Source organism: Phenylobacterium sp. (assembly GCF_046290725.1).
In the GTDB taxonomy this organism is placed as follows: Bacteria; Pseudomonadota; Alphaproteobacteria; order Caulobacterales; family Caulobacteraceae; genus Phenylobacterium.
Genome location: NZ_JBKBUH010000001.1, coordinates 497990 through 520587 on the forward strand (window position 1 = coordinate 497990; position 22598 = coordinate 520587).

A 22598-nucleotide genomic window follows, 5' to 3' on the forward strand; every position below is an offset into this window, starting at 1 on the left:
GCCGTCGCCGCCGGCGCGTCGTCCCTCGCAAATGCCGCTGCCGGCGCGAAGTGAGGGTGGCTGGCGCCCGCTGATGATCGAGCACTCCGCGGGAAGCAATGCGTTGCTGAGTTGGACGCGACGGATGAGCACAAGCTCAAAAGGCGCCGAGGGCGGCTTCCCAGTCACGGCCGCCGTAGAAGATCCGAAGGATCGTCACCTGCTCGCGGGCCAGGAACGCAACTGTGAGGCGCCGCTCAAAGCCGACGGTCCGGAGCGCTGGGCGTATGTCATCGCGGCGCGTGCCGCGTTCGGGTCCCGCTCGAACCCTGAAATGAACTGCTCGATCCGCTCGATGTAAGCCATCGCGGTGCCGGGGGGAATCAGCCCTCGCTCGATGCGCCCCACGCCGCCGAACGGATCACCCGGGGCACGACGTCGAAGGGGATCAGGCGTTCGGCGCCGCCGGGAGCGCCATCTGCCTCAAGATCATCCGGCCTTGCGTGCGGAAGTCTCCGGCGCTGTTCGCGGGTCCCCCATCACGGTGGAGCCGACCAGGCATCCTCCGCGATCATGGACCAACACCTGCGCCTGGTCCCGGGCGGCGAGAAGGCGACCGAGCTCCTCGGCCTTCTTCTCGGCCGCGGCGCCAGACAGGAACGCCGTCGGCGCGGCGACTTGACTCTCCACCATCCAGCCGCCCTGGACGGGTATCACCTTGACCGTCTGCATGTGTATCGTCGCCCCTTGGGGGTTGTGTCTGCCGGCGCGCTTCAGCGGGGGTGTGCGCCCTCGTCGAACGCGGCCGAACGCTGTGATCCGCGACTATGCGCGCCTTGCGGGGTCCGGCATTCACCTGGGTTAGCACTGCCCGAAAAACGGCTGCGAGCGGCGTCCCCGAGGCGAGGCGAGGTTCGGCCACACCTTGCGCAGACCCGCCTTGCTTTGCCCCGGCGCGGCTCGCCGCCGGTGCGTGGAGCTCCCCCCGTGCCCGCGCAGGCGCGGGGCCGGGCCGGGGCGATCAGCGCCACAGGGGCGCGCCGGCTCAAGGCTGGTCGCGGCCGCCGGACGCCGGCTCAGGAGATGAGGGGGCGCCGATGGACCCGCAGGCTGCGCTTGTGCGGGCCGGGCGTTCGCAGGTTCGGTGATCAGTCGAGCCCGCCGGCCGAACGTCAGATAGTCCCAGCACCAGCTGAACGCCACGGCGATCCGGTTGCGCATCCCTCGGCTGGCGCCGTTCCACCGCCACGCTGAAGGCCTGGCCTATGCGCTCCTTCGACTGGCCTTTGGACTGACCATCGTCACCCATGGGTCCCGAAGATGCTGGGGACCAGCCACGGGTCCATGGCTGACCCCATGGCCGGATCAACCCGTTTGATTGGCGAAGTGCTTGGCCTGCCCTTCGCTCCGCAGCTTGCAGTGTTTGTCGCGCTGCTGGAGACCTTTGGCGGTCTCGCGGTCGCTGCCGGCCTCGCCACCCGACGGTTCGCGCCGATGCTGGCCAGATCATCTTCATCTGCCTAGCCATGGGACCGACCTATCCCTGGATCGACGGCGGATTCGAGTATCCTCTGATCCTAGGATTTGTGGCCTTTCCCATCTCGATCAGAGGTTGCGACCGGTACTCCGCCGACCGCCTGGTCGGGCGTGAGCTCTAGGAAGTTTCCCGCCCATCGGCGAGCTTGGGAAGGTCCACTTTCTGGGCCGCTGTGAGGGCCCGCATTGGTCTAGTGCGGATCGGCCCCCGCTGGCAGATGGCTCTTGTCGTGCTTGCCGACCTGATCAACGAGGGTCTGGCCGGCCTGGTTCATGCCGATCAGTTCGACCTCAGCGCCCTGGCGGCGGTAACGGAACCACCTTGTCGACCGCGGCCACTCCGGTCAGGTCCCACAGGTGCGCTTCGCTCATGTCGATCTCCACACGCTTCGGATGCCCATGATGCTCGAAGCTGGCGGCGAACAGGTCGGCGGAGGCGAAGAACAACTGGCCGCTGACGCGATAGCGCAGCACGCCATCCTCCGGCGTCTCGATCTCCTCCACCGCGATGGTCTTGCCGACCTTTCGCATGAAGAAGACGGCCGACAGGAGCACGCCCAGAACGACGCCCTTTGACAGGTCGTGCGTGGCGACCACGGTGACCGTCGTGGCGATCATCACGATGGACGACTGCACCGGCGTCGAGCGCAGGCGCAGCACCGAGCCCCAGTCGAAGGTGCCGATCGAAACCATGATCATCACCGCCACCAGGGCCGCCATCGGGATGCGGGCGACCCAGTCCTGCAAGATCAGGATGAGGAACAGGAGGAACAGTCCCGCCCAGAGGGTGGAGAGCCGAGCACGGGCGCCGGACGTCACATTGATGAGCGATTGGCCGATCATGGCGCAGCCCGCCATCCCGCCGAACAGGCCCGAGGCGATGTTGGCGATGCCCTGGCCCCTCGTCTCCCGGTCCTTGTCGGACGGGGTGTCGGTGATGTCGTCCAGCAGATTGGCGGTCAGCAGCGACTCCAGCAGGCCGACGAAGGCCAGGGTCGCCGACACTGGCGCGATGATCGCGAAGGTCTCCCAGGTCAGCGGGACCAGGGGCAGGTGGAACATGGGCAACTTCGACGGCATCTGCCCCATGTCGCCGACGGTGCGCACGTCGAGCCGGTGAAGATCACCAAAGCGCTGAGCACCACGATGGCGACCAGCGGCGACGGCACGGCCTTGTTGAGCCTGGGGAAGCCGTAGATGATCGCCAGACCACCCGCGACCAGGGCGAAGGTCTGCCAGCTGGCGCCGATCAATTCGGGCATCTGGGCCAGGAAGATCAGGATGGCCAGCGAATTGACGAAGCCGGTCATGACGCTGCGCGACACGAACTTGTAGCGACCGAGCTTCAGCAGCCCGACGGCGATCTGGAACACGCCGGTCAGGATCGACGCGGCGAACAGGTACTCCACCCCGTGGTCCTTCACGAGGGTGACCATCAGGAGCGCCATGGCGCCGGTGGCGGCGGAAATCATCGGCGGACGGCCGCCGACGAAGGCGATGGTCACGGCGATGATGAAGGAGGCGTAGAGGCCGACGGCCGGGTCGACGCCGGCGATGATCGAAAAGGCGATGGCCTCGGGAATGAGGGCCAGCGCCACGACCGTACCCGCTAGGAGGTCGCCGCGGGGATTGGCGAGCCATTGCTGCGCGCGGATGCAAAGATGGACATTGAGGTTCAGACACTGCGTCAGCCGCCGCGCGCCGGGCGCAGCCTAGGCGGGGCGAGTTCGGAGGCTGGAAGGTTTCCCGGGGGATCGGCGCGCAGGCTAGCCACCCGGTCAAACCGGGTCCGTGGTGATGGCGCCCCTCTCCTATGCTGCAGCGCAAAAGGCAAGCGGCGCCAGAACGAGGCTCCGCGTCAGCGAACCTGTTCGTGCGTCAGGCTGCCTTCGGGCAAGGGCCGCAGGACTTCGGCCTCAGGGCGCGCCAGGTTCAGCCAATCCATGCCCTGGTTCCGCGGCAGCACGACGATCTGGCGATCATGATAGGGGGCGATATCCGGGCCCGGCGAGGTGGTCAGCATGGCGAAGGCGCCCTCCTTCACCAGACCCGCGATCCAGAACCACGGCTCGCCGGCCAGGGTGAACAGGTGCTTGTCCTTCAGCCGCTGCTTGGGGTCGTCGGGCTTGGTGAACTCATAGAAGCCGTCGGACGGGATCAGGCACCGGTCGCTCTTGGCGAATCTGCGGCCTTCGGACCGGAAGTTGAACACGGGCTTGCCGCTGGACGACTTCCAGGCCCAAGGCGTCACCGACAGTTCGACGCCAGCGGACGAGCCCCGAAGGATCGGCGCGGTCTGGTTCGGTCGGATGTCCTCGTAGGGCGGGTAGTTCGGCGTCGCGTCGCCCGCGAAGCGCAGCGGGATCTTCAGCTGGCTGAACTCCTCCCGCAGCGTGTCCGGCGACTTTGTGTAGCGGTAGTCGTTGCACATCCCCGCCTAACGCGCCGGCGCGGTAGCGGTCGCCGGCGCAGCGGGCGCCTCAGGTCATCGCCGCCTCATGAGACATGGCGGCGGCGGCCAACTGATCGCCCTCGGTGACACGACGGGCGGCTTTGCGCTCGCTGTAGCGATCCACCAGATAGTCGGCGCGGTCGCGCGTCAGCAGCGTGAACTTGTAGAGCTCCTCCATCACGTCCACGACGCGGTCGTAGTAGGCGGACGGCTTCATGCGGCCGGCCTCGTCGAATTCCTGGTAGGCCTTGGCCACCGAGGACTGATTGGGGATGGTGATCATCCGCATCCAGCGGCCAAGCAGGCGCAGGGTGTTCACGGCGTTGAACGACTGCGAGCCGCCGGACACCTGCATGACGGCCAGCGTTCGGCCCTGGGTCGGCCGCACACTGCCGATCTCCAAAGGGATCCAGTCGATCTGCGCCTTCATGATCCCCGAGATCGCCCCATGGCGTTCCGGGCTGCACCACACCTGGCCCTCGGACCACTGCGAGAGCGCCCGCAGCTCCTGCACCTTCGGATGGTCGGGGGAAACGGAGTCGGGAAGCGGCAGGTTACGGGGATCGAAGATGCGCGTCTCGGCGCCGAAGCGCTGCAGGATCCGGGCGGCCTCCTCCGTCAGCAGCCGGCTGTAGGACCGTTCCCGCAGGGAGCCGTAGAGCAGTAGGATCCGCGGCGGGTGGGTCGCCGGCGCCGCCGCTTTGAGCTTCTCCAGGCTCGGTGTGTCGAGGAACTGCGGCTGCAGGGCGGGGAATTCGGTCATTCGGAAACCTCGGAACACGGCGGACGCGACTTCAAACTGTCAAAAAGTTCCTATATTGTGGAAATATGGAAACCAAGCCTGCCGTTGCAAGCCTGTCGGCCCTCGCGCACGAGGTTCGCCTGTCGACCTTCCGCCTCCTGGTGCAGGCCGGCCCGGAAGGCCTCGCGGCCGGCGAGGTCGCCCGCCGCCTGGGCGTGCTGCCCAATACCCTGTCGGCCAGCCTCAATGTGCTGAGCCATGCCGGTTTGATCGACTCGCGGCGCGACGGCCGCTCGATCATCTACACCGCCCGCTACGACGCCATGCGCGAGCTGCTCGCCTTCCTGATGGAGGACTGCTGCGCCGGCTCACCCGAGATCTGCGCCCCGCTCGCCGCCATCGCCAGCCACGCATGCTCGGCCGAAGGCGCCTGCGCCTGAACGGAGCTCTGCGATGGCCGACAAGACCTACAACATCCTCTTCCTGTGCACCGGCAATTCGGCCCGGTCGGTCATCGCCGAGGCGCTGATGAACAAGGAGGGCCGCGGCCGCTTCGCGGCCTACTCGGCGGGGTCCATGCCCACGGGACGCGTCAATCCGCACGCGCTGGCGATCACCCGCGCCCTCGGCTTCGAGGACACGGCGTTCCGCTCCAAGTCCTGGGGGGAGTTCGCCAAGCCAGGCGCGCCGGCCCTCGATTTCGTCTTCACGGTCTGTGACAACGCCGCCGGCGAGGTCTGCCCGGTCTGGCCCGGCCAGCCCATGACCGCCCACTGGGGCGTGCCCGACCCGGCCGCGGCCCAGGGCTCCGAGGCCGAGATCGCCGCCGCATTTTCCGAGACGGCGCGGATGCTGGGCAACCGCATCCGCATCTTCCTCAACCTGCCGCTGGCTTCCATCGACCGGATGTCGCTCCAGACGAAGCTGCGCGAGATCGGGGAGCGCGCCGACGAGACCCACACGGCCCAATGACCACCATCGAACCGCCCGCCCCTGCTGAGGGGCCCAAGGCGATGTCCCGTTTCGAGCGCTTCCTGTCCCTGTGGGTCGCGCTTTGCATCGTGGTCGGCGTCGGCCTGGGTCACCTCTTCCCGAGCGTCTTCCAGGCGATCGGCGGCGCCGAGGTCGCCAAGGTCAACCTCCCCGTCGCGGTGCTGATCTGGCTGATGATCACCCCGATGCTGATGAAGGTCGACTTCGGGGCCATGCGCGAAGTGGGCCAGCACTGGCGGGGCATCGGCGTCACCCTGTTCGTCAACTGGGCCGTGAAGCCGTTCTCCATGGCGGCGCTGGGCGCCTTCTTCATCGGCTACCTGTTCCGGCCCTACCTGCCGGCCGGCGAGATCAACAGCTACATCGCCGGCCTGATCCTGCTGGCGGCGGCGCCCTGCACCGCGATGGTGTTCGTCTGGAGCAATCTGACCCGCGGAGAGCCCCATTTCACGCTCAGCCAGGTGGCGGTGAACGACGCGATCATGGTGGTGGCGTTCGCGCCGATCGTCGGCCTGCTGCTGGGGCTGTCGGCGATCACCGTGCCCTGGGAGACCCTGCTGCTCTCGGTCGGGCTCTACATCATCGTCCCGGTCGTGCTGGCGCAGCTGCTCAGGCGCGCGCTCCTCCAGCGCGGCGGCGAGGCCGAACTCCAGCGAGTGCTTGGCCGCATCGGCCCCCTCTCCCTCACTGCCCTGCTCGCCACCCTGGTCCTGCTGTTCGGCTTCCAGGGCGAGCAGATCCTCGCCCAGCCGGCGATCATCGCCATGCTGGCCGTGCCGATCCTCATCCAGGTCTACGCCAACTCGGCCATCGCCTACCTGCTAAACCGCGCCACCGGCGAAGCCCATTGCGTCGCGGGCCCCTCGGCCCTGATCGGCGCCAGCAACTTCTTCGAGCTGGCTGTCGCCGCCGCCATCAGCCTGTTCGGCTTCAGCTCCGGCGCGGCGCTCGCCACCGTGGTCGGCGTGCTGATCGAGGTGCCGGTGATGCTGACCATCGTCGCCATCGTGAACCGATCCAAGCGCTGGTACGAGCGCGGCGCGGCCGTTCAACGGGTGGCGGCGCGCTGCGCCCCGCCGATCACAAGGTGAGGCCCATGTCCGACTTCCCGATCACCATCTTCCACAACCCCGCCTGCGGCACCTCGCGCAACACCGTCGCCATGGTCCAAGCCGCCGGCTACGAGCCCACCGTCGTCGAATACCTGCAGGCGGGTTGGACCAAGCCGCAGCTGCAGGAGCTGCTCGCCGCGATGGGCGCCAAGCCGCGGGACATGCTGCGCGACAAAGGCACGCCCGCCGCGGAGCTCGGCCTCCTCGAACCAAAGGTCACCGACGACGCCATCCTGGACGCGATGGTGGAACACCCGATCCTGGTGAACCGGCCGATCGTGGTCACGCCCAAGGGCGTGAAACTCAGCCGGCCTTCGGACGCTGTCCTCGACTTGCTCGACCGCAAGCCCGACAGCTTCACCAAAGAAGACGGCGAGGTTGTGCGACTCTGAGAGTCGCCGACTGGCCGTGGCGGGCATTTGAGGTCGGAGGGACAGCGTACCCTTATGACCCCGCCCACATCGGTCTTCGAATACTCCCGAATGCGATTGGAAAGCTTCGCTAAGCATACCGCTTGCCCTGGGGCGCCTGTCCGGCGAGGCTCCCGTACAATGGAAGCGGAGTTAGGCGCATAGCGCGGGAGGGGCCATGCCCATTGGCACCGTGAAATTCGTCAATGCCGACGCGGGCTATGGCTTCATTTCCCGCGACGACAAAGAGCCGAAGGTGTTCGTTCACGTGTCCGAAGTCCGACGCGCAGGGCTGGAGGGCCTGGCGAAAGGCCAACGCTTCCGCTTCCGTATTGAGCTGGACTCGAGCGGCCGAACCGCGGCGACGGATCTCGAACCAGTTGGCGACTGACCCGGCGCCGAGCAATTGCCGCAGGCCCGCCCGAACGGCTTGCTTTCGATGGCGAGCCGAGGCATTGGAGGCGCCGACAAGGACCCGGCGCGCCGGGTGGCTCTTCCGGGCGCCTATCCCCCGGACAACTCCAAGCTTGCGCGGTGCGGCATGACCCACCCTTCGCAGCTTCGATCCTGGAATGTGTGTTTATGGATCTCATCGCATCCGTGCGACGTGATTGGCTGTCCAATGTCCGCGGCGACGTGCTCGCCGGCATCGTCGTCGCGCTGGCCCTGATCCCGGAGGCCATCGGCTTCTCCGTCATCGCCGGGGTCGATCCCAAGGTCGGCCTCTACGCTTCCTTCTCCATCGCCGTGGTGACGGCCATCGTGGGCGGCCGGCCAGGGATGATCTCCGCGGCCACCGCCGCCGTCGCCCTCTTGATGGTCGACCTCGTGAAGGATCACGGGGTGCAGTACCTGTTCGCCGCCACGATCCTGATGGGATTGCTCCAGCTTGTGGCCGGCGCCCTGCGGCTGGGCGTGTTGATGCGCTACGTCTCGCGCTCGGTGATCACCGGCTTCGTCAACGCGCTGGCGATCCTGATCTTCCTGGCGCAGCTCCCGGAGCTGACCGGCGTGGGATGGCAGACCTACGCCATGGTCGCCGGCGGGCTGGCGATCATCTACCTCTTCCCGCGTCTGACGAAGGCGATACCGTCCCCGCTGGTGACGATCGTCGTCCTGTCGCTCCTGGCCATCCTGCTCGACCTGGACGTCCGGCGGGTCGGCGATCTGGGCGAACTTCCGACGACCTTGCCCATGTTCCTGCTGCCGCAGATCCCGCTGAACTTCGAGACCCTGCAGATCATCTTCCCGTATGCGCTCACCATGGCGGTCGTCGGCCTTCTGGAGAGCCTGCTGACCGCCACCATCGTCGATGACCTCACCGACACGCCCAGCAACAAGAACCGGGAGTGCGGCGGCCAGGGCGTCGCGAACGTGATCGCCGGTTTCCTGGGCGGCATGGGCGGCTGCGCCATGATCGGCCAGTCGGTGATCAACGTGAAGTCAGGCGGCCGCGGTCGCCTCTCGGGCGTGGTCGCCGGCTGCTTCCTGCTGTTCCTGATCGTGGTGCTGGGACCCTGGGTCGCGCAGATCCCGATGGCGGCCCTCGTCGCCGTCATGATCATGGTGGCGATCGGCACCTTCAACTGGGGTTCGATCAAGAACCTGCGCAGCCATCCGCTGAGCTCGTCCGTCGTCATGGTGGTGACGGTCATCGTGGTTGTCGCGACGCACGACCTCTCGCTCGGCGTGCTGGCGGGGGTGCTGCTCTCCGGCATTTTCTTCGCCCGCAAGGTGGCGCGGATCCTGGCGATCAGCTCGGAGCTGAGCGAGGATGGCCGCGTGCGGACCTACCGCGTCGCCGGCCAGGTGTTCTTCGCGTCCTCGGAGACGTTCGCAAATGGCTTCGACCTCCGGGAGGTCCTGGACAAGGTGGTGATCGACGTGTCCCACGCGCACTTCTGGGACATCTCGGCCATCGGCGCCCTCGACAAGGTGGTGCTGAAGTTCCGCCGTGAAGGCACGGAGGTGGAGATCATGGGCCTCAACGAGGCCAGCTCCACGATGATCGACAGGTTCGGCCTGCACGACAAACCAGACGCCGAGCTCAAGATCGGCGCGCACTAGGGAGGCGAGCAATGCCCAAGGTACTGGCGGCGGTCGACGCCTCCTCATATGCGACAAGCATCTGCGATCACGCCGCGTGGTTCGCCACGCGCATGGACGCGGAGGTCGAGGTCCTGCACGTGATCGACCGGGCCGAGGGCGCCCGCGAGCGGCTCGACCTCAGCGGCAGCGTCGGACTCGGCGCGAGCGAGACCCTCATGGAGGAGCTTGCCCGTGCGGATGAGGCGCGCGGCCGTGTGGCGCGGGAGCAAGGCAAGGCCATGCTCGACGGCGCCGAGCGCCGTCTGCGCGAGGACGGCGTGACAACCGTCACCCAGACGCACCGGCATGGCGAAGTCGCCGAGACGGTCATCGAGCTCGAAGCCTCGGCCGACCTGGTGGTGATCGGGAAGCGCGGCGAGAGCGGCAACTTCTCGCACGGCCACCTCGGCAGCAAGGTCGAGCGCGTGGTGCGCGGCAGCATCCGCCCGGTGCTGGTGGTGCCGCGGGTCTTCATGCCGATCACCCGCGCCGTGGTCGCCTTCGATGCCGGGGCGGCCTCGACCAAGGCCCTGCGTCATGTCCTGACGAGCCCCGTGTTCGACGAGGTCCCGTGCACGGTGGTCATCGTCAGCGAGGCGGAAGCGCACGCCGAGCAGCGGTCCGCCGCCGCCCGGGCCGCGGCGGGCGCGCGCCAGATCGACATCCAGATCGTCGGCGGCCAGGTGGAGGAAGGTCTTCGCAGCCGCCTTCGTCACGGCGAAGGAGATCTCCTGGTGATGGGCGCCTATGGCCATTCCCGTATTCGCGAACTCATCGTCGGCAGCACGACGACGGCGATGATCCGCACCAGCAAGCTGCCGGTGCTGCTCTTCCGCTGAGGTGAGGCCATGGACATCGAGGCGGCGCGCCGCAGGCTCGACCAGGCCAGGGCCGAGCTCGTCGAGCAGGACCAGATCACCGAAACCGACCGGGCGCCGGTGGAACTGGACCAGACGAGCGTCGGGCGGCTGTCGCGCATGGACGCCATCCAGCGGCAGGCCATGGCCCAGGCCGGCAAGCAGCGCCGCCAGCTCGAGCGGCGGCGGATCGACGCCGCCCTCGATCGCATCGACAGCGGCGACTACGGCTATTGCGCCCGTTGCGGCGAAGCGATCGCTCCGCGCCGGCTTGAGCTCGACCCGGCGATCGCCACCTGCGTGGGCTGCTCGTCGGAGTAACGTCCCCGTGGGGGCGCCCTAGTTCGAGCCCTGGGCGGTCGGCTGCGCGCTGCGAGGCTCCCCGTCCGTGAAGCGCGGCAGCGAGACGAACTGTGCGACGTCGAGCTTCTGGCCGCGAGCCCGCCCCGCAAGCACGGTGAAGCTGCTGCTCAGAAGCTCTTCCATGTAGGCGTCGCGGGCAGCCCCGGTCGGGCCGCCGAGCACGACGGCGATGACCCGTCGGTCGTCCCGCACGGCGGAGGAGATCAGGTTGAAGCCGGACGCGCGGATGTAGCCGGTCTTCAGGCCGTCGGCCCCCGGGTAGCGCTGCGTGACGCGGTTGTGGCCTGTGATCGTGCGGCCCCGGTGCGTGAAGGACGTGCGGCCAAAGACAGCATACCGCTCGGGGTGGTCCCGCAGGATCGCACGACCAAGGACCGCCATGTCGCGGGCGGTGGTGATCTGGCCGGGATGCGGCAGGCCCGAGGCGTTGCGGAACACGGTGTCGCGCATCCCGAGGCCCAGCCCCTGGCGGGTCATCCGGGTTGCGAACCGCGCCTCCGTCCCGGAAACATGCTCGGCCAAGGCGACGGCGATGTCGTTGGCAGAACGGATGGCCACCGCGTCAATCGCCTCCCTGAGGCTGATGGTTTCGCCTGCGGCGAGGCCGAGCTTGGTCGGCGACTGCGCGGCGGCGCGCGGCGAGATCACCACGCGGTCGCTGGGCTTCATCCGGCCCGCGGAGAGCTCGTCGAAGACGATGTAAAGCGTCATCAGCTTCGCCAGCGACGCGGGATGGCGGATCGTGTCCGGCTCGTGGGCGAAGAGCACCTGGCCGGTGGCTGCGTCTACGGAGATGGCGGCGAACTTCTGCTGGCTGAAGATCGGCCGCGACTGGGCGGCTGCTGGGGTCGGCAGGGCGGGCGCCAATGACGCGGCGCCCATTGCAAGGGCGGCCAAAAGGCGAATGGCGAGCGGCCTCATGCGAGCCTCCCCAACTGTTCTGCGATGTCCGGAGCGGGCGAAAGTCGCCAAGCCCGCGCAGGCTGACCGCCTGTGCTTAATGAGGTCTTAAGCGGGGTCGCCGTCCGCCGCATCTCACGGAATTGCGATCACGGCTGCGACGCGGCGAAGGGCCGCGATCGCGAACACAGGGGTAGAACAGCTACGATCGTTCGACTATACTTCTGAAGCGCTCTCCCGTCTTTCAGGTCGAGGGCGCGGACTCCCTGAAATTCAGGCGTCCATCTTTGATGATCGCGAGCGTTGAGACGTTCTCGGCCTTACGGCCTGGCTGTCTGAGCGCCCTCGCGATGCGGCGATCGCCGTCGCGGATCGAGATGGATGCGAAGACACGGCCGCACCGACAGGTCGTCGGCGTGCTCCCCGCCTCGCGTGCAGCGAGAGGAGAGACGCATGTCTGTCGCCACCCCCCCCCGCCGCCGACGCCCTGGCGCGAACCTGGCGATTCTACACGGTTCGCACGCACGCCGCCGGGGATGCACACACCGCGTTCGCCTATACCGGCGACAGAGTGGTGGCCGCTGCATCGGCGCGCCGCCCGGACCTCGCGTGCGCCGCAGTCGAGGCCGAGCTTGAGAGGCGCCTCGTCGCCGCCCGGCTGCAGCGGCGGGACGGCGTGGCCACGGGGGACGAACTACAGGACCTGCTGGATGCGCTGCCCGCCACATGGCGCGCCAAGATCCTGACGCTGCTCTTCGCGCATCTGGATCTCGGCGGGCTGGCGACGGCAGCGGAGATCGGCGCGCGAGCCGGAAAGAGCGTCCCCCATGTCTGGTGGGCCTACGAGCGCTTCGGCCGCAAGGTCGCCTCGGCTCTGGAGGCCCCGCCGCCCAAGAGCGTCCCCCCGGAACAGCTGCAAGCGCGGCCGCTGCTCACCTTCTCGCAACTCACCCGATCAAGCTTCCGGGACGACTGGTCCATCCGGCTCAGGCCCGAAATCCGCGAGGCGCTCGGCAGGCTTCGCGGCCACTCCCCCCGCCGGCTTACGGAGCACGCGGCGTGAACCCCCTCCATGATGAAGGACAGATCTGCATGACGATGACGCCCGACCGCGCCCGCTCGCTGCTGGCCGAGATCCAGGCAAGGCTGGAGGCGCAGGCGCCGGCCCAGGAGGCCTCGGCGGGCGGGGGCGACGCGGTCGCCCATCGCCTGGCCGTGGCGACGGAAGAGCGCCGGGTTTTCAACCTGCGCCGGGTGCGGCTCGCCCTCGAACGGCTCGCGGCGGGCGAGTTCGGATATTGCCAGAGCTGCGGCGAGGACATCGCTCCGGAGCGAATCGAGGCGGACCCGCTGGCGCCCACCTGCGGCGGCTGCGCCGCGCAGCGGGCGCTCTGAATTTGGCTCTCATGCGGAGCACCCTGCCAATGGCCGCCGCGCAGGCCGCCTGGCTTGCAATCAGCCAGCCGTTCGACGGGCGGCGGGGGAACGACGAGCACGTGGCCTTTCGGCGCTACGGGCATGTGGTCGCCGCCCTGCACTTCAGTCGCGACGCCATCCACCTCCAAAGGGTGGAATCCCTTTCCCCAGGCGCGGGCGGTTTCCTCGCCTTTCTCCGGCGCATCATCGCCCTGGCGGCGGAGCACGGCCTGGCGATCCGCGGCAATGCGCGCGCGTTCGCCACCCCGGAAGCGCCCCAGCCCGACCAGGCGCGCCTGGTCGCCAGCTATGCCGGGGCAGGGTTCGTGGTCGGCGACGGACCGCTGTTCCCGGTCGCCTACACGCCCGATCCGGGCCGCGCGGCGACCCGCGACCCAGGCGAGGTCGCCGACGTGGGAGACAAGCTTCCGGCCCACGGAAGGGGAGCCCGATGAGCGGCGAGACGGAGCCGGCGGCGGCCGGCGACGGCATCGGAGCGTCGCATTTCCGGGCGCTCGCCCAGACCGCCTCCTGCCTGACGATCCTGCTGGACGACAGCGGGCGGGTTCTCGAGGCGATGGACGCCGACCGCCCCGGAGTCGGACCTTCCTTCCGCTCCGAGGAATGGATCGAAGCTTTCGCGGTGGAGGATCGAGCCCGTGTGCGCAAGCTTCTGGGGCAGGCCCGGGGCGGCGACGACCCGCGCCGCATGCCCGCGCGCCTCTGGAGTCACCGCCGCCGCGGGTTCCTGGACGTCGAGGTCGCGGTGATCGCCGTGGCGAGACTGGGCGGCCCGCCGCATGTGCTGGTCAGCGCCGTCGACCTCACGGCCGCCCGCGCCGCAGAGGAGGAGCATCAGCGCAAGCTGGCCGAAAAGGACGCGGTCGTGCGCGAGCACAAGGTGCGGCTGCGGGAGCTCAGCCATCGCGTCAAGAACGACCTGCAGCTGGTGAGCGGCTTCCTCGGCATGGCGGGGCAGACCGCCAGCCAGGAGTCACGGCCAGCCTTCGAGACCGCGAACCAGCGGGTTCGCGCCATCGCGCAGGTGTATGACCGGCTGACCCAATACAGCGAGAGCGAGCGGATCGACCTGCAAGACCTCGTGGGGGAACTCGGCGCCGATGCCGCGCGCAGCCTGGACCTGACGCCTGACATTTCGGCCGATCGCGTCGAGCTCACCTCGTCGCTCGCCATCACCATCGCGCTCGTCGTCAACGAACTGCTGCTGAACGCCGCCAAACATGCGTACGGACCCGCGGAAGCGCGCCCGGTTGCGCTCCAGGCGCGGCGGCTCGCCGGCGGGTTGGAGATCCTGGTGCGGGATCGGGGGCGCGGCCTGCCCGAGGGCGTGGATCCGTTGCAGCTGCCGAGGCCCGGCTCGCAGATCATCCTGTCCCTGGTCGGCCGAAACGGAGGCCGGGTGACGTTCCGGCGCCTCGACCCGGGCCTGGAGGCGCGCGTCCTGCTGCCCCTGGACTGAACCCATGAAACGAGAGGAGCCGACGTGGCGAAGGAACAAGGCATTCCGTACAGAGGCCGCATCCTGGAAGTGCTGCCCTCAGGGCACTTTCGGGTGCAGGCGCCTGACGACATCATCGTCCTGGCGACCGTCGCCAACCGGGCCCGGCGCGACCTGCGCCACCTTGCTGTCGGGGAGGCGGTTCGCATCGAGGTGACCCCTTACGACCGTCACCGGGGCGGATCGTCGCCCGTTGCGAGGCGGAAGATAGCACTACAAACGGCCGGCAAGAGGCCTTAGACTGATGTCCGACGGCAGCCCTTCCGCGGCGGCCGCGACTTTCCCGGAACATCCCGGGTCCGACCAACGCGCGAGCGACCTGCTGTGCGAGCCGATGCCTTGGAGCATTGTCTCGCGACCGAGGTGTCTCCGCGTCCGCCGAGAGCTCCTCGGCGACTGGCTTGTTCCAGGTGGCTCGGATCCCTCGAGGACGCATCGTCGTCGCATCGCAAGATGCGCCGTTCGCTCGCGCCCAGCACCGGCCGTCGGCCGGAGGGAAGGCGATGAAGAACGATCCGACCAAGAAGAGCATGCTGCTGCAAAACGTGCTGCGCGTGAAGCCGGACGCGACGGTGGACCAGGTACGAGCCATTGCGCCGGCGCTCGCCGCCGTCCCGGAACACGAACTCAAGGATTGGATGGCGCAGGCCAAGCGGATGCTCGAACGCCGCAAGGGGCTGGCCCGATGATCGCGAGGGCCCGCCCGCGGGCGGCCGGCCAGCCGCGGCGCGACGAGAGCCGGGGCATGTACCGGGTCATCGCGGCGCCCGCAGGCGGGCTCTGCAAGGCGGCCGCCTACGCCGGCATGCGCCGCATCGAGATGGCCGACGCGGAGAGCCTGGACGGCGCCTTCGACGCCGTGGTCGCGCGGCTCGAGGCCCGCGTCCGCGCCCACAGATCTGCGCGCGTCGACGGCTGGCCGGGCGCCGAGGAGTACCGCGACGCGATCGAGGCGGCGCCGCTGCAGGGCTCGGCCCGGCTGATGTCGATCCTGCGGGCGCACGTCTATCGTCCGGACGCCCGGTCCACCTGGGGCGACCTGGCGCAGGCGGTCGGCGCGAGCGAAGCCGACGTGCGCCTCGAATATGCGCGCCTGGGGCGCAAGCTGGCGCGATTCCTCGACCTGCCGGCGGACCCCACGCTCGGCCGCGAACTGGCTCCGGTGAACACCTTCGCCCATGTGGGCGAGGCCGGACACGCCGCCGCCATTCGCCTGCGTCGGGCGGTCGTCGAAGCTCTGGAGGACCTCTGATGGCGCCCGACCCCCATGACTTTCGAGCGCGCCTGACCTGGATCGCGATCGCCATGCCCGCCGCCACGCGACCTGCCGAGCTCAGCCTCGTTGCGAGATGTCTGGGCGGCCTGATCGAGGCGAGAATCCTCATCGAGTTCGATGGGGATCAGTCGAGGATCCACATGTTCGCCGAGCGCCCGGGCGGCCTCTCCGCGGACGCGTTCCGGGAGGAGGTGAAGCGCGCCTTGCGTGAGGTCACCGGTGAGCCCCGGCCGGGCCAGCGCCCCAGGCGCGGGGCGCGGGGCGCGGTCCGATGACCTCGCAACCCCACAGCCTCGCCGCAGAGGCCCCCGCCGACCGTTCCGCGCCGCACGACCTTCTGCCGGCGGCGGCGCCCGCCGGGCCGGCAAGCCGCCGAACCTTCGCCATCATCTCCCACCCCGACGCGGGCAAGACCACCCTGACCGAGAAACTGCTGCTGTTCGGCGGGGCGATCCGGGCGGCTGGGGAGGTGAAGGCCCGCGGCGCCCGCCGCCGCGCCCGCTCAGACTGGATGAAGATCGAGCAGCAGCGCGGGATCTCGGTGACCAGTTCGGTGATGACCTTCGAGCGGGACGGCGTCGTCTTCAACCTGCTCGACACCCCGGGACACGAGGACTTCTCCGAGGACACCTTCCGTACGCTGACGGCGGTCGACAGCGCGGTCATGGTGATCGATGCGGCCAAGGGCATCGAGGCCCAGACGCTGAAGCTCTTCGAGGTCTGCCGCCTGCGCGACATCCCGATCCTGACCTTCATCAACAAGGCCGACCGGGAGGGGCGCGATCCCTTCGAGCTGCTCGACGAGATCGCCCAGACGCTGGCGCTGGATGTCGCCCCGGTGACCTGGCCGGTCGGGACGGGGTCGGTGTTCCGCGGCTGCTACGACCTGCGCCGCAACCGGCTGCTGCTGCCGGAGCCGACCGAGCCGCGGGGACATTTCGCCCGTGGCGTGGACGTGCGCGGGCTCGACGATCCGGCGCTCGCGGACCACGTGCCCGAAAACCAGCTTGCGGAACTGCGGGAGACCGGCGCCCTGGCGCTGGCCGGCTACGCCGCGCTCGATCCCGTCGCCTACCGGGAGGGCCACCTGACGCCGGTGTTCTTCGGCAGCGCGCTGAAGGACTTCTGCGTCGAGGAGCTGCTCGAGGCCCTGGGGTGCCTGGCGCCGCCGCCGCAGCCGCGGCCGGCCCGGCCGCGCCCGGTCCAGCCGTCCGACCCGAAGGTCAGCGGCTTCGTCTTCAAGGTGCAAGCCAACATGGACCCAAACCATCGGGACCGCGTGGCCTTCGTGCGTCTCTGCTCCGGCCGCTTCCGCCGCGGGATGAAGCTGCGCCACGTCCGCGCGGGCAAGCTCATGTCGGTGAACAACCCGATCTTCTTCTTAGCGCAGGACCGGGAGGTGGTCGACGAGGCCTTTCCCGGCGACATCATCGGCATCCCCAACCATGGCGCGCTCTATGTGGGCGACACCCTAACCGAGGGCGAGACGGAAGCTTTCACCGGCCTGCCGAACTTCGCCCCCGAGATCCTGCGCCGGGTCCGGCTGGACGATCCCCTGAAGGCCAAGCAGTTGCGCAAGGCCCTTGACGACCTCGCCGACGAGGGGGTGGCGCAGGTCTTCCGCCCCCTCGTAGGGTCGCAGATCATGGTTGGCGTCGTGGGCCAGCTGCAGCTCGACGTGCTGACCTCCCGGATCGCCGCGGAGTACGCCGTCGCCGCTGGGTTCGAGGCCTCGCCCCATCAGCTCGTCCGCTGGCTCGAGGGGGACACCCCGGCCGCGCTGGAGCGCTTCATCGACGCTCACCGGACGGCCGTGGCGCTCGACCGCGACGACGCGCCGGTCCTGCTGGCCAAGTCGCAGTGGGACCTGGACTACGCCGAGAAGACCTATCCGGGCGTACGCTTCCTCAAGCTGAAGGAGCGCGCCTGATCGCAGGCCGCGGCGTCGAGGCTCGCCCGCCTGATTCCGTTAGGACCTCACCAGGGACGCTGGTTGATCCTCTGGCCTTGGCAGTCATTGAGGACCACGGTCTCGCGCACACGGCGGAAGAAGGAGGTGCGCTCGAAGACCTGGACGAGCTCCCACTCGTCTTCGCCCAGGAGAAAGTCGTGAAGGATGCGCACTGAGGGCATGCAGAAGTCGTCGACGCCGACGAGGCCGCCGACCCGGAGCCGGCCCTCCGTGTAATGCCAGTCGAGGCACGGAAACGGGAAACGGTGCGCGCCATCGATAAAGACGAAGTCGAGCACCGGCGGGAGCGTGTCGGCCCGGGCGAGCGCCCTGTCCGAGCTCTCGTGGATGAAGCGGACGGGGCAATGCAGCCCGCGATCCGCCAGGTAGGCGCGGATCCGCGCCGCCTCGCCGCTGTCGAGCGTGACCGCCGTATGTCGCGCGCCGGCCAGGGCGAAGGCAATGGTGCTTTGTCCCGCGCCTGTTTCGACCGTCTGCATGCCGGCTTGCACATTTGCGGCGATGAAGCGCAGCACGTCCGGCGCGGGCGCCCAGTTCGCCGGGCTGTCGTCGCCCCAGGCCTGCAGCGCCGGATTGAGTGCGATGAGCTCTTCGATCAGCGGAAGGCGATCTGCCGCGGGGGTTGCGCTCACGGTGTCTCGGGCCCCCAGTTTTCCGTCCCGGCGCCCACCCAGACGTGGCCGGGGGCGGGGCGGCGCTGCACCTTCCTCAGGGCGACGATGGAGTCGGCGATCAGGATGGAGCCGATCTCGTCGCGCCCGGCCCAGCGCTCATCCTCCGTGTGATACCAGGCGTGCATGTCGTCGATGAGTTGTTTCACGAGTTCGATCGCGGAGCCCGGGCGGCGCAGGCCGCCTTCCCACTTCGGCATATAGGCCGTGTGCAGGTCCTCGATGACGTAGAGGCCGCCGGGGTTTAGCAGCGGCCAGAGCGCTTCGAACGACAGGCGCTGGTGAGTCGCCACGTGCGAGCCGTCGTCGAGCACGATCTCTAGCCCGCCCATCTCCCGCACGACTTCCCGGAGAAACGCCTTGTCGGCCTGCGAGCCGATCCGGACCTGGTTTGGCGCATCCGCCCGCTCGGCGCATTCGGGGTCGATGTCGATTCCGAAGATCACCGCCTCAGGACCGAAGTACTTCCGCCAGAGCTCCAGCGATCCGCCTTCGCAGACCCCGATCTCTAGAAGCCGCACGGGAAGGCCGCGATACGGCGCGAGCATCCGATCGTAGAAGGGCAAGTAGTGGGTCCACTTGTCGGCGGGCCGTCCCTTGTGGGCGTAGAAGAGCTGCTCGAAGGGACCCGGATGGCTGGAACGCCGTGTCAGCGCCTGGTCGAGGCTGAGCAGCATGTCGCGCGGCGCGGGCTTCGGCGTCACCGCCGTAGGCTTGTAGCTCTCGTCGCTCATTATTCCTCCGGATTGCCGTTGTTCGCCGCGGGGAACCCGGGGCGGGGAGAAGGTGTCGGACCGGCCCGCGGAGATCACAACGGCGCGGCTCAGGTTCGATGGTTCGGCGCCAAGGGGCCTAGGAGACGGTCGGCCTCCACGAGGGCGAGCGCCGCCCGCGCGGCCTGTTCGAGCGGCAGCGTCAGCGTCTCGGCGGGCAGGCCCTGCAGGTCCGTGGCGGCGACGTACTGGTCGAGATAGACCCTGAGGGTCGCGCCCGACGTGCCGGTGCCGGAGAGGCGGAAGACCACCCGTCCGCTTCCCGCGAGCACCAGGCGCACGCCCTGGCGCGCCGTCTCCGACCCGTCGATCGGATCGACATAGGCGAAGTCGTCGCAAGCCTCGACCAGCCGGCCGGCCAGGGTCGTACCGGGAAGCGTGTCGAGTTTGCTGCGGAGCCGCTCGATGAGGACGGCGGCCGGCTCGGCCGGCAACCCTTCGAAGTCCAGCCGCTGGGCGGCGTGGCGCCCAAACCGCGCCCAATGCTCATGCACGACCTGGACGACGCCCTGCCCGCGCGCCGCCATGATGTTGAGCCAGTAGAGGACCGCCCACAGGCCGTCCTTTTCGCGAACATGGTCGGAGCCGGCGCCGGCGCTTTCCTCCCCGCAGAAGGTGATGCGGCCCGCGTCCAGCAGCGAGCCGAAGTACTTCCAGCCCGTCGGCGTCTCGAAGCACGGTAGGCCAAGCCGCGCGGCGACCTCGTCCACCGCCCGGCTCGTCGGCATCGAACGGGCCACGCCGGTCACGCGGCCGCTGTAGCCGGGGATCAGCTCGGCGTTGGCGAGGATGATGGCCAAGCTGTCGCTGGGGTTCACCGTGAAGTTCGGCCCCATGATCAGGTGGCGGTCGCCGTCGCCGTCGGACGCTGCGCCGAACCTCGGCGGCCCGGCGCCGAACATCAGCGCCGACAGCTCCGCCGCATGGGCCGGCGTCGGGTCCGGGTGGCCGCCGCCGAAGTCCGGCAGCGGATCGCCGCGCAGGACGACCCCCGTCGCCGCGAGCCGGCGCTCGAAGATCTCCCGCGCGTACGGACCGGTCACGGCGTGCATGGCGTCGAACACCATCCGGAAGCCCGGCTTGCGCAGAAGCGCCGAGATCCGGTCGAAGTCGAACAGCCGCTCCATGAGGTCGGCGTAGGCCGCCGCGGGATCGACGACTTCCAGGACCGTGTTCCCCAGCGACCGCTCGCCGACACTGGACAGGTCGGCGGCGGGGAGACCGGCCAACCGATAGGCTGTAAGCTGCCGGCTGCGGGCGAAAACCGCCTCGGAGACCGCCTCCGGCGCCGGGGCGCCGTTCGGACCGTTGAACTTCACGCCGAAGTCGCCGTCCGCGCCGCCGGGATTGTGGCTGGCGGATAGCACGAGGGCGCCCCAGGCGTTGCGCGCGCGCACCAGATGCGAGGCCGCCGGCGTCGAGAGCAAGGCGTTGCGGCCCACGACGATCCGTTTTGCGCCGTTCGCCGCCGCCAGGCGGATGATGGTCTGGGCGGCCTCGGCGCCGAAGAACCGTCCGTCCCCGCCGAGCACGACGGGACCGTCGATCGGCCGGACGTCGAAAATCGCTTGGACGAATGCGGCGAGGTAGTGCGGCGTGCGGAAGCGCTCCGTCGTCTTCCGCAGGCCCGACGTCCCCGGGCGCTGGTCGTCGAAGGGGGACATCGACACCGTGCGGACCGCGGCGTCGTCAGTCCCTTGGGCGGCGGCGGGAGCGTCGGTCATTTGCTCAGGCCCGTCTCGCGCTCGAGCAACCGGGTGACGCGAACGGTCAGGTGGTCATAGGACATGGCGCGGAAGGCGGGATGCGCGCTGCGGATCTCGCGCAGGCTCGCCCGCGGGTTCCGGTCCAGAATGCGCCGCAGCATGGCTTCGGTGGTGGCGAACGAGATCTTCATGGCTCCTCCTGGAATGACGCCGTGAGGCTGGGGTTTGGCGTGGACGGCCGCTGGGCCGAGGCGTGGGACATCTCGGCGCGCGCTTCGACGAACTCGGCGAGCTGGCTCGGGGATCCGTAGCGGGGGTGCTCCGGGCCGATACCCGTCACCGAGACGCTGTAGCCGTTGCGCTGCGCCACCCCCTCGGCCCACCGCCTGAACCGGTCCCGGCCCCATTCGAACCGGTGATCCGGCCGGCGGAAGCAGCCGTCCGGCACGCCGAGGAGGCGATTGCAATCGGCGTTCGGCGTGGTGATCAGGACGAGCCTGGGTCGGTGGAAGGCGAACAGGGCCTGCTCCACCTGGGAGAGCCGATCCGGCGGCAGGTGCTCGATGGTCTCCAGCATGACGGCGGCGTCGAAGCCCTGCAGCCGGTGATCGCGATCGGTGAAGGAGCCGTGGATCAGCCGAAGGCGCGGCTCGCGGCCGAAGCGTCTGCGCAGGCGTTCGATCGCCTCGGCGGAGATGTCGATCGCCGTGAGCGCCTCGGCCACGCCGGATTCGAGCAACCGCTCCAGCAGCGGGCCTGGCCCGCACCCCAGGTCCAGCACGCGCCGCGCGGCCCTGGACTCCAGGGCGCCCAGCACGGTGTCCAGACGGGCCTGATGCAGCGAAGAGACCTGCGTCTGCATCATCGCGGCCCCCGGCCGATGTAGATCGTGCAGGTGGCGGTGCGATCCTGCAGCGGGTTCGGAAACTCGACGACCTCCGATCTCGTGGCGGCGAAGGCGCCGGCGAGGGCGGCCTCGAAGGCCGGCTCCGGCGGCGCATCGGACCACATGGCGAACACCCCGTCCGAGCGCAGGCGCGTTCCGAGCTGGCGCAGGCCCTCGTTCGTGTAGAAGCCGTCGTGGGCGTCGCTCAGCAGCGCGGTCGGCGAATGGTCGATGTCCAGCAGGATGACGTCCACGGGCGCCGCGCCGGCGTCGGCCTCGCCGCGCGCATAGGCGAAGAAGTCGCCCAGGCGCAGCCGGCAGCGGGCGTCGCCGATCAGTCCGCCGCCGAGCGGCACGAGGCCCTGCTTGTGCCATTGGATGACGGGTTCGAGCGCCTCGATGACGTCAAGGCGTCGGACCCGAGGCTCCCTCAGCGCCGTCGCCGCCGTGTAGCCGAGGCCGAGGCCGCCGACGACGACCTCGAGGTCCGGACGGTCGATCTCCGCGAGCCCGAGGGTCGCAAGCGCCCGCTCCCCGACCGTGAACAGGCTGGACATGAGGAACTCCTCCCCCAGCTTCACTTCGAGGACATCGACGTCGAGCGAGAGGATCCTGCGGCGTCGCAGGCTGAGGTCGCCCATGGGCGTCGGGGCGAAGGCGAGTTCCTGGAAGAGCGCGCTCACCGGGACTCCCTCGCCGTGCGATCGCGGGAGACGGGCTCGTAGTGGTGACCGTCGAGCAGCTTCTCGGCTCGCGCGAAGCGGCTCCGACTGGGCCGCTCCACGCACTGCAGTTCGTAGACGCCGGAATGCTCGTTCAGCACCTGCCAGTGCTGCGGCCCGCCGGCTTCACGGAAGACGGTTCCAGGGTGGATGTTGGGCATCACGACCTCGCGCCACGCGCCGCGCCGTGAGGCTGCGGTCGCGGAGTCCGCTCGGGGTCACAGG

The 22598-nt window shown here is 69.1% G+C and carries 29 protein-coding genes, 1 pseudogene and 2 other annotated features; of the genes and pseudogenes, 18 read left to right on the plus strand and 12 right to left on the minus strand.

Annotated elements, in window-relative coordinates:
* Nucleotides 1-73: 73 nt before the first annotated feature.
* The gene (locus tag ACK41C_RS02665) at nucleotides 74-340 is read left to right on the plus strand and encodes a hypothetical protein (protein ID WP_409650168.1); all 267 of its coding nucleotides are present in this window, start codon (nucleotides 74-76) and stop codon (nucleotides 338-340) included.
* A gap of 128 nt (nucleotides 341-468) precedes the next feature.
* Here ACK41C_RS02665 and ACK41C_RS02670 read toward each other — a convergent pair whose 3' ends face one another.
* The gene (locus ACK41C_RS02670; RefSeq protein WP_409650171.1) at nucleotides 469-711 is read right to left on the minus strand and encodes a hypothetical protein; all 243 of its coding nucleotides are present in this window, start codon (nucleotides 709-711) and stop codon (nucleotides 469-471) included.
* Nucleotides 712-1323: 612 nt separating this feature from the next.
* Between ACK41C_RS02670 and ACK41C_RS02675 the strand changes: the two genes are divergently transcribed.
* The gene (locus tag ACK41C_RS02675) at nucleotides 1324-1503 is read left to right on the plus strand and encodes a DoxX family membrane protein (protein WP_409650173.1); all 180 of its coding nucleotides are present in this window, start codon (nucleotides 1324-1326) and stop codon (nucleotides 1501-1503) included.
* A gap of 203 nt (nucleotides 1504-1706) precedes the next feature.
* Here the strand turns inward: ACK41C_RS02675 and ACK41C_RS02680 are convergent.
* The 3 genes and pseudogenes from ACK41C_RS02680 to arsH form a co-directional block, all read right to left on the minus strand.
* Nucleotides 1707-3170, minus strand: a pseudogene (locus ACK41C_RS02680) (SulP family inorganic anion transporter).
* A gap of 85 nt (nucleotides 3171-3255) precedes the next feature.
* Nucleotides 3256-3309: a sequence feature (sul1 is cis-regulatory element that is thought to sense ions involved in sulfur or methionine metabolism; They are found in Alphaproteobacteria), on the minus strand.
* 64 nt (nucleotides 3310-3373) lie between these two features.
* Complete coding sequence (locus ACK41C_RS02685; RefSeq protein WP_409650176.1) at nucleotides 3374-3946, minus strand: SOS response-associated peptidase; 573 nt, start codon at nucleotides 3944-3946, stop codon at nucleotides 3374-3376.
* 49 nt (nucleotides 3947-3995) lie between these two features.
* Nucleotides 3996-4730, minus strand: coding sequence for an arsenical resistance protein ArsH (gene arsH / locus ACK41C_RS02690; RefSeq protein ID WP_409650178.1), 735 nt, complete (start codon nucleotides 4728-4730; stop codon nucleotides 3996-3998).
* A gap of 65 nt (nucleotides 4731-4795) precedes the next feature.
* On the opposite strand from arsH, the gene ACK41C_RS02695 reads away from it, so the two are divergent.
* The 8 genes from ACK41C_RS02695 to ACK41C_RS02730 all read left to right on the plus strand — a co-directional run bounded on the left by ACK41C_RS02695 (nucleotide 4796) and on the right by ACK41C_RS02730 (nucleotide 10490).
* Nucleotides 4796-5149, plus strand: a complete 354-nt coding sequence (locus tag ACK41C_RS02695; RefSeq protein WP_409650181.1) for an ArsR/SmtB family transcription factor — start codon at nucleotides 4796-4798, stop codon at nucleotides 5147-5149.
* A 13-nt stretch (nucleotides 5150-5162) separates the two neighbouring features.
* Complete coding sequence (locus ACK41C_RS02700; RefSeq protein ID WP_409650184.1) at nucleotides 5163-5681, plus strand: arsenate reductase ArsC; 519 nt, start codon at nucleotides 5163-5165, stop codon at nucleotides 5679-5681.
* Nucleotides 5678-6793 carry an ACR3 family arsenite efflux transporter gene (arsB, locus tag ACK41C_RS02705; protein WP_409650187.1) on the plus strand — a complete coding sequence of 372 codons (1116 nt, stop codon included), beginning with the start codon at nucleotides 5678-5680 and terminating at the stop codon, nucleotides 6791-6793. Before ACK41C_RS02700 ends, arsB begins: the two co-directional genes overlap by 4 nt.
* A gap of 5 nt (nucleotides 6794-6798) precedes the next feature.
* On the plus strand, nucleotides 6799-7206 hold the full coding sequence (gene arsC, locus ACK41C_RS02710) for an arsenate reductase (glutaredoxin) (RefSeq protein WP_409650190.1): 408 nt from the start codon (nucleotides 6799-6801) through the stop codon (nucleotides 7204-7206).
* A gap of 196 nt (nucleotides 7207-7402) precedes the next feature.
* Entirely contained in the window at nucleotides 7403-7615 is a 213-nt protein-coding gene (locus ACK41C_RS02715) for a cold-shock protein (protein ID WP_409650193.1), read from the plus strand.
* A 77-nt stretch (nucleotides 7616-7692) separates the two neighbouring features.
* Nucleotides 7693-7745: a sequence feature (sul1 is cis-regulatory element that is thought to sense ions involved in sulfur or methionine metabolism; They are found in Alphaproteobacteria), on the plus strand.
* Between the two features lie 61 nt (nucleotides 7746-7806).
* Nucleotides 7807-9291, plus strand: a complete 1485-nt coding sequence (locus tag ACK41C_RS02720) for a SulP family inorganic anion transporter (RefSeq protein WP_409650196.1) — start codon at nucleotides 7807-7809, stop codon at nucleotides 9289-9291.
* Nucleotides 9292-9302: 11 nt separating this feature from the next.
* Nucleotides 9303-10151 (plus strand): universal stress protein, encoded by an 849-nt coding sequence (locus ACK41C_RS02725; protein WP_409650198.1) that lies wholly within the window; start codon nucleotides 9303-9305, stop codon nucleotides 10149-10151.
* A gap of 9 nt (nucleotides 10152-10160) precedes the next feature.
* Entirely contained in the window at nucleotides 10161-10490 is a 330-nt protein-coding gene (locus tag ACK41C_RS02730; protein WP_409650201.1) for a TraR/DksA family transcriptional regulator, read from the plus strand.
* A gap of 18 nt (nucleotides 10491-10508) precedes the next feature.
* Here the strand turns inward: ACK41C_RS02730 and ACK41C_RS02735 are convergent, their stop codons facing one another.
* Nucleotides 10509-11453, minus strand: a complete 945-nt coding sequence (locus ACK41C_RS02735) for a D-alanyl-D-alanine carboxypeptidase family protein (RefSeq protein ID WP_409650204.1) — start codon at nucleotides 11451-11453, stop codon at nucleotides 10509-10511.
* 553 nt (nucleotides 11454-12006) lie between these two features.
* On the opposite strand from ACK41C_RS02735, the gene ACK41C_RS02740 reads away from it, so the two are divergent.
* The 8 genes from ACK41C_RS02740 to ACK41C_RS02775 all read left to right on the plus strand — a co-directional run bounded on the left by ACK41C_RS02740 (nucleotide 12007) and on the right by ACK41C_RS02775 (nucleotide 17573).
* Nucleotides 12007-12495: a hypothetical protein gene (locus tag ACK41C_RS02740; protein WP_409650206.1), complete on the plus strand. Its 489-nt coding sequence runs from the start codon at nucleotides 12007-12009 to the stop codon at nucleotides 12493-12495.
* Between the two features lie 29 nt (nucleotides 12496-12524).
* Nucleotides 12525-12827, plus strand: coding sequence for a TraR/DksA family transcriptional regulator (locus tag ACK41C_RS02745; protein WP_409650209.1), 303 nt, complete (start codon nucleotides 12525-12527; stop codon nucleotides 12825-12827).
* Nucleotides 12828-12856: 29 nt separating this feature from the next.
* On the plus strand, nucleotides 12857-13303 hold the full coding sequence (locus ACK41C_RS02750) for a hypothetical protein (RefSeq protein ID WP_409650212.1): 447 nt from the start codon (nucleotides 12857-12859) through the stop codon (nucleotides 13301-13303).
* On the plus strand, nucleotides 13300-14328 hold the full coding sequence (locus ACK41C_RS02755; protein WP_409650215.1) for a sensor histidine kinase: 1029 nt from the start codon (nucleotides 13300-13302) through the stop codon (nucleotides 14326-14328). Before ACK41C_RS02750 ends, ACK41C_RS02755 begins: the two co-directional genes overlap by 4 nt.
* Before the next feature lie 542 nt (nucleotides 14329-14870).
* Nucleotides 14871-15056, plus strand: a complete 186-nt coding sequence (locus ACK41C_RS02760) for a hypothetical protein (protein ID WP_409650218.1) — start codon at nucleotides 14871-14873, stop codon at nucleotides 15054-15056.
* Nucleotides 15053-15619, plus strand: coding sequence for a hypothetical protein (locus ACK41C_RS02765; RefSeq protein ID WP_409650220.1), 567 nt, complete (start codon nucleotides 15053-15055; stop codon nucleotides 15617-15619). The genes ACK41C_RS02760 and ACK41C_RS02765 overlap by 4 nt, the downstream gene beginning before the upstream one ends.
* A complete protein-coding gene (locus ACK41C_RS02770) occupies nucleotides 15619-15918 on the plus strand; it encodes a hypothetical protein (protein WP_409650223.1) in 300 nt (99 codons plus the stop codon). The genes ACK41C_RS02765 and ACK41C_RS02770 overlap by 1 nt, the downstream gene beginning before the upstream one ends.
* Nucleotides 15915-17573 carry a peptide chain release factor 3 gene (locus ACK41C_RS02775; protein WP_409650226.1) on the plus strand — a complete coding sequence of 553 codons (1659 nt, stop codon included), beginning with the start codon at nucleotides 15915-15917 and terminating at the stop codon, nucleotides 17571-17573. Before ACK41C_RS02770 ends, ACK41C_RS02775 begins: the two co-directional genes overlap by 4 nt.
* Before the next feature lie 47 nt (nucleotides 17574-17620).
* Here ACK41C_RS02775 and ACK41C_RS02780 read toward each other — a convergent pair whose 3' ends face one another.
* The 7 genes from ACK41C_RS02780 to ACK41C_RS02810 all read right to left on the minus strand — a co-directional run bounded on the left by ACK41C_RS02780 (nucleotide 17621) and on the right by ACK41C_RS02810 (nucleotide 22534).
* Nucleotides 17621-18247 (minus strand): class I SAM-dependent methyltransferase, encoded by a 627-nt coding sequence (locus tag ACK41C_RS02780; RefSeq protein WP_409650229.1) that lies wholly within the window; start codon nucleotides 18245-18247, stop codon nucleotides 17621-17623.
* Entirely contained in the window at nucleotides 18244-19020 is a 777-nt protein-coding gene (locus tag ACK41C_RS02785; protein ID WP_409650232.1) for a class I SAM-dependent methyltransferase, read from the minus strand. The genes ACK41C_RS02780 and ACK41C_RS02785 overlap by 4 nt, the downstream gene beginning before the upstream one ends.
* A gap of 89 nt (nucleotides 19021-19109) precedes the next feature.
* Complete coding sequence (locus ACK41C_RS02790) at nucleotides 19110-20783, minus strand: alpha-D-glucose phosphate-specific phosphoglucomutase (RefSeq protein WP_409650235.1); 1674 nt, start codon at nucleotides 20781-20783, stop codon at nucleotides 19110-19112.
* Complete coding sequence (locus tag ACK41C_RS02795; RefSeq protein ID WP_409650238.1) at nucleotides 20780-20956, minus strand: hypothetical protein; 177 nt, start codon at nucleotides 20954-20956, stop codon at nucleotides 20780-20782. The genes ACK41C_RS02790 and ACK41C_RS02795 overlap by 4 nt, the downstream gene beginning before the upstream one ends.
* On the minus strand, nucleotides 20953-21630 hold the full coding sequence (locus tag ACK41C_RS02800) for a methyltransferase domain-containing protein (protein WP_409650241.1): 678 nt from the start codon (nucleotides 21628-21630) through the stop codon (nucleotides 20953-20955). The genes ACK41C_RS02795 and ACK41C_RS02800 overlap by 4 nt, the downstream gene beginning before the upstream one ends.
* The gene (locus ACK41C_RS02805) at nucleotides 21627-22334 is read right to left on the minus strand and encodes a hypothetical protein (protein WP_409650244.1); all 708 of its coding nucleotides are present in this window, start codon (nucleotides 22332-22334) and stop codon (nucleotides 21627-21629) included. Before ACK41C_RS02805 ends, ACK41C_RS02800 begins: the two co-directional genes overlap by 4 nt.
* On the minus strand, nucleotides 22331-22534 hold the full coding sequence (locus ACK41C_RS02810) for a hypothetical protein (protein WP_409650246.1): 204 nt from the start codon (nucleotides 22532-22534) through the stop codon (nucleotides 22331-22333). The genes ACK41C_RS02805 and ACK41C_RS02810 overlap by 4 nt, the downstream gene beginning before the upstream one ends.
* Between the last annotated feature and the right edge of the window lie 64 nt (nucleotides 22535-22598).

Excerpts from the sequence above, each read along its gene's own strand:
- ACK41C_RS02810 (WP_409650246.1), bottom strand. The coding sequence starts at position 22,534 with ATGCCCAACATCCACCCTGGAACCGTCTTCCGTGAAGCCGGCGGGCCG.
- ACK41C_RS02720 (WP_409650196.1), top strand. The coding sequence starts at position 7,807 with ATGGATCTCATCGCATCCGTGCGACGTGATTGGCTGTCCAATGTCCGC.
- arsH (WP_409650178.1), bottom strand. The coding sequence starts at position 4,730 with ATGACCGAATTCCCCGCCCTGCAGCCGCAGTTCCTCGACACACCGAGC.
- ACK41C_RS02685 (WP_409650176.1), bottom strand. The coding sequence starts at position 3,946 with ATGTGCAACGACTACCGCTACACAAAGTCGCCGGACACGCTGCGGGAG.
- ACK41C_RS02725 (WP_409650198.1), top strand. The coding sequence starts at position 9,303 with ATGCCCAAGGTACTGGCGGCGGTCGACGCCTCCTCATATGCGACAAGC.
- ACK41C_RS02760 (WP_409650218.1), top strand. The coding sequence starts at position 14,871 with ATGAAGAACGATCCGACCAAGAAGAGCATGCTGCTGCAAAACGTGCTG.
- ACK41C_RS02790 (WP_409650235.1), bottom strand. The coding sequence starts at position 20,783 with ATGACCGACGCTCCCGCCGCCGCCCAAGGGACTGACGACGCCGCGGTC.
- ACK41C_RS02800 (WP_409650241.1), bottom strand. The coding sequence starts at position 21,630 with ATGATGCAGACGCAGGTCTCTTCGCTGCATCAGGCCCGTCTGGACACC.
- ACK41C_RS02670 (WP_409650171.1), bottom strand. The coding sequence starts at position 711 with ATGCAGACGGTCAAGGTGATACCCGTCCAGGGCGGCTGGATGGTGGAG.
- ACK41C_RS02735 (WP_409650204.1), bottom strand. The coding sequence starts at position 11,453 with ATGAGGCCGCTCGCCATTCGCCTTTTGGCCGCCCTTGCAATGGGCGCC.
- arsC (WP_409650190.1), top strand. The coding sequence starts at position 6,799 with ATGTCCGACTTCCCGATCACCATCTTCCACAACCCCGCCTGCGGCACC.
- ACK41C_RS02695 (WP_409650181.1), top strand. The coding sequence starts at position 4,796 with ATGGAAACCAAGCCTGCCGTTGCAAGCCTGTCGGCCCTCGCGCACGAG.
- ACK41C_RS02745 (WP_409650209.1), top strand. The coding sequence starts at position 12,525 with ATGACGATGACGCCCGACCGCGCCCGCTCGCTGCTGGCCGAGATCCAG.
- ACK41C_RS02755 (WP_409650215.1), top strand. The coding sequence starts at position 13,300 with ATGAGCGGCGAGACGGAGCCGGCGGCGGCCGGCGACGGCATCGGAGCG.
- ACK41C_RS02715 (WP_409650193.1), top strand. The coding sequence starts at position 7,403 with ATGCCCATTGGCACCGTGAAATTCGTCAATGCCGACGCGGGCTATGGC.
- ACK41C_RS02730 (WP_409650201.1), top strand. The coding sequence starts at position 10,161 with ATGGACATCGAGGCGGCGCGCCGCAGGCTCGACCAGGCCAGGGCCGAG.
- ACK41C_RS02665 (WP_409650168.1), top strand. The coding sequence starts at position 74 with ATGATCGAGCACTCCGCGGGAAGCAATGCGTTGCTGAGTTGGACGCGA.
- ACK41C_RS02700 (WP_409650184.1), top strand. The coding sequence starts at position 5,163 with ATGGCCGACAAGACCTACAACATCCTCTTCCTGTGCACCGGCAATTCG.
- ACK41C_RS02750 (WP_409650212.1), top strand. The coding sequence starts at position 12,857 with ATGGCCGCCGCGCAGGCCGCCTGGCTTGCAATCAGCCAGCCGTTCGAC.
- arsB (WP_409650187.1), top strand. The coding sequence starts at position 5,678 with ATGACCACCATCGAACCGCCCGCCCCTGCTGAGGGGCCCAAGGCGATG.
- ACK41C_RS02795 (WP_409650238.1), bottom strand. The coding sequence starts at position 20,956 with ATGAAGATCTCGTTCGCCACCACCGAAGCCATGCTGCGGCGCATTCTG.
- ACK41C_RS02765 (WP_409650220.1), top strand. The coding sequence starts at position 15,053 with ATGATCGCGAGGGCCCGCCCGCGGGCGGCCGGCCAGCCGCGGCGCGAC.
- ACK41C_RS02775 (WP_409650226.1), top strand. The coding sequence starts at position 15,915 with ATGACCTCGCAACCCCACAGCCTCGCCGCAGAGGCCCCCGCCGACCGT.
- ACK41C_RS02770 (WP_409650223.1), top strand. The coding sequence starts at position 15,619 with ATGGCGCCCGACCCCCATGACTTTCGAGCGCGCCTGACCTGGATCGCG.
- ACK41C_RS02785 (WP_409650232.1), bottom strand. The coding sequence starts at position 19,020 with ATGAGCGACGAGAGCTACAAGCCTACGGCGGTGACGCCGAAGCCCGCG.
- ACK41C_RS02675 (WP_409650173.1), top strand. The coding sequence starts at position 1,324 with ATGGCTGACCCCATGGCCGGATCAACCCGTTTGATTGGCGAAGTGCTT.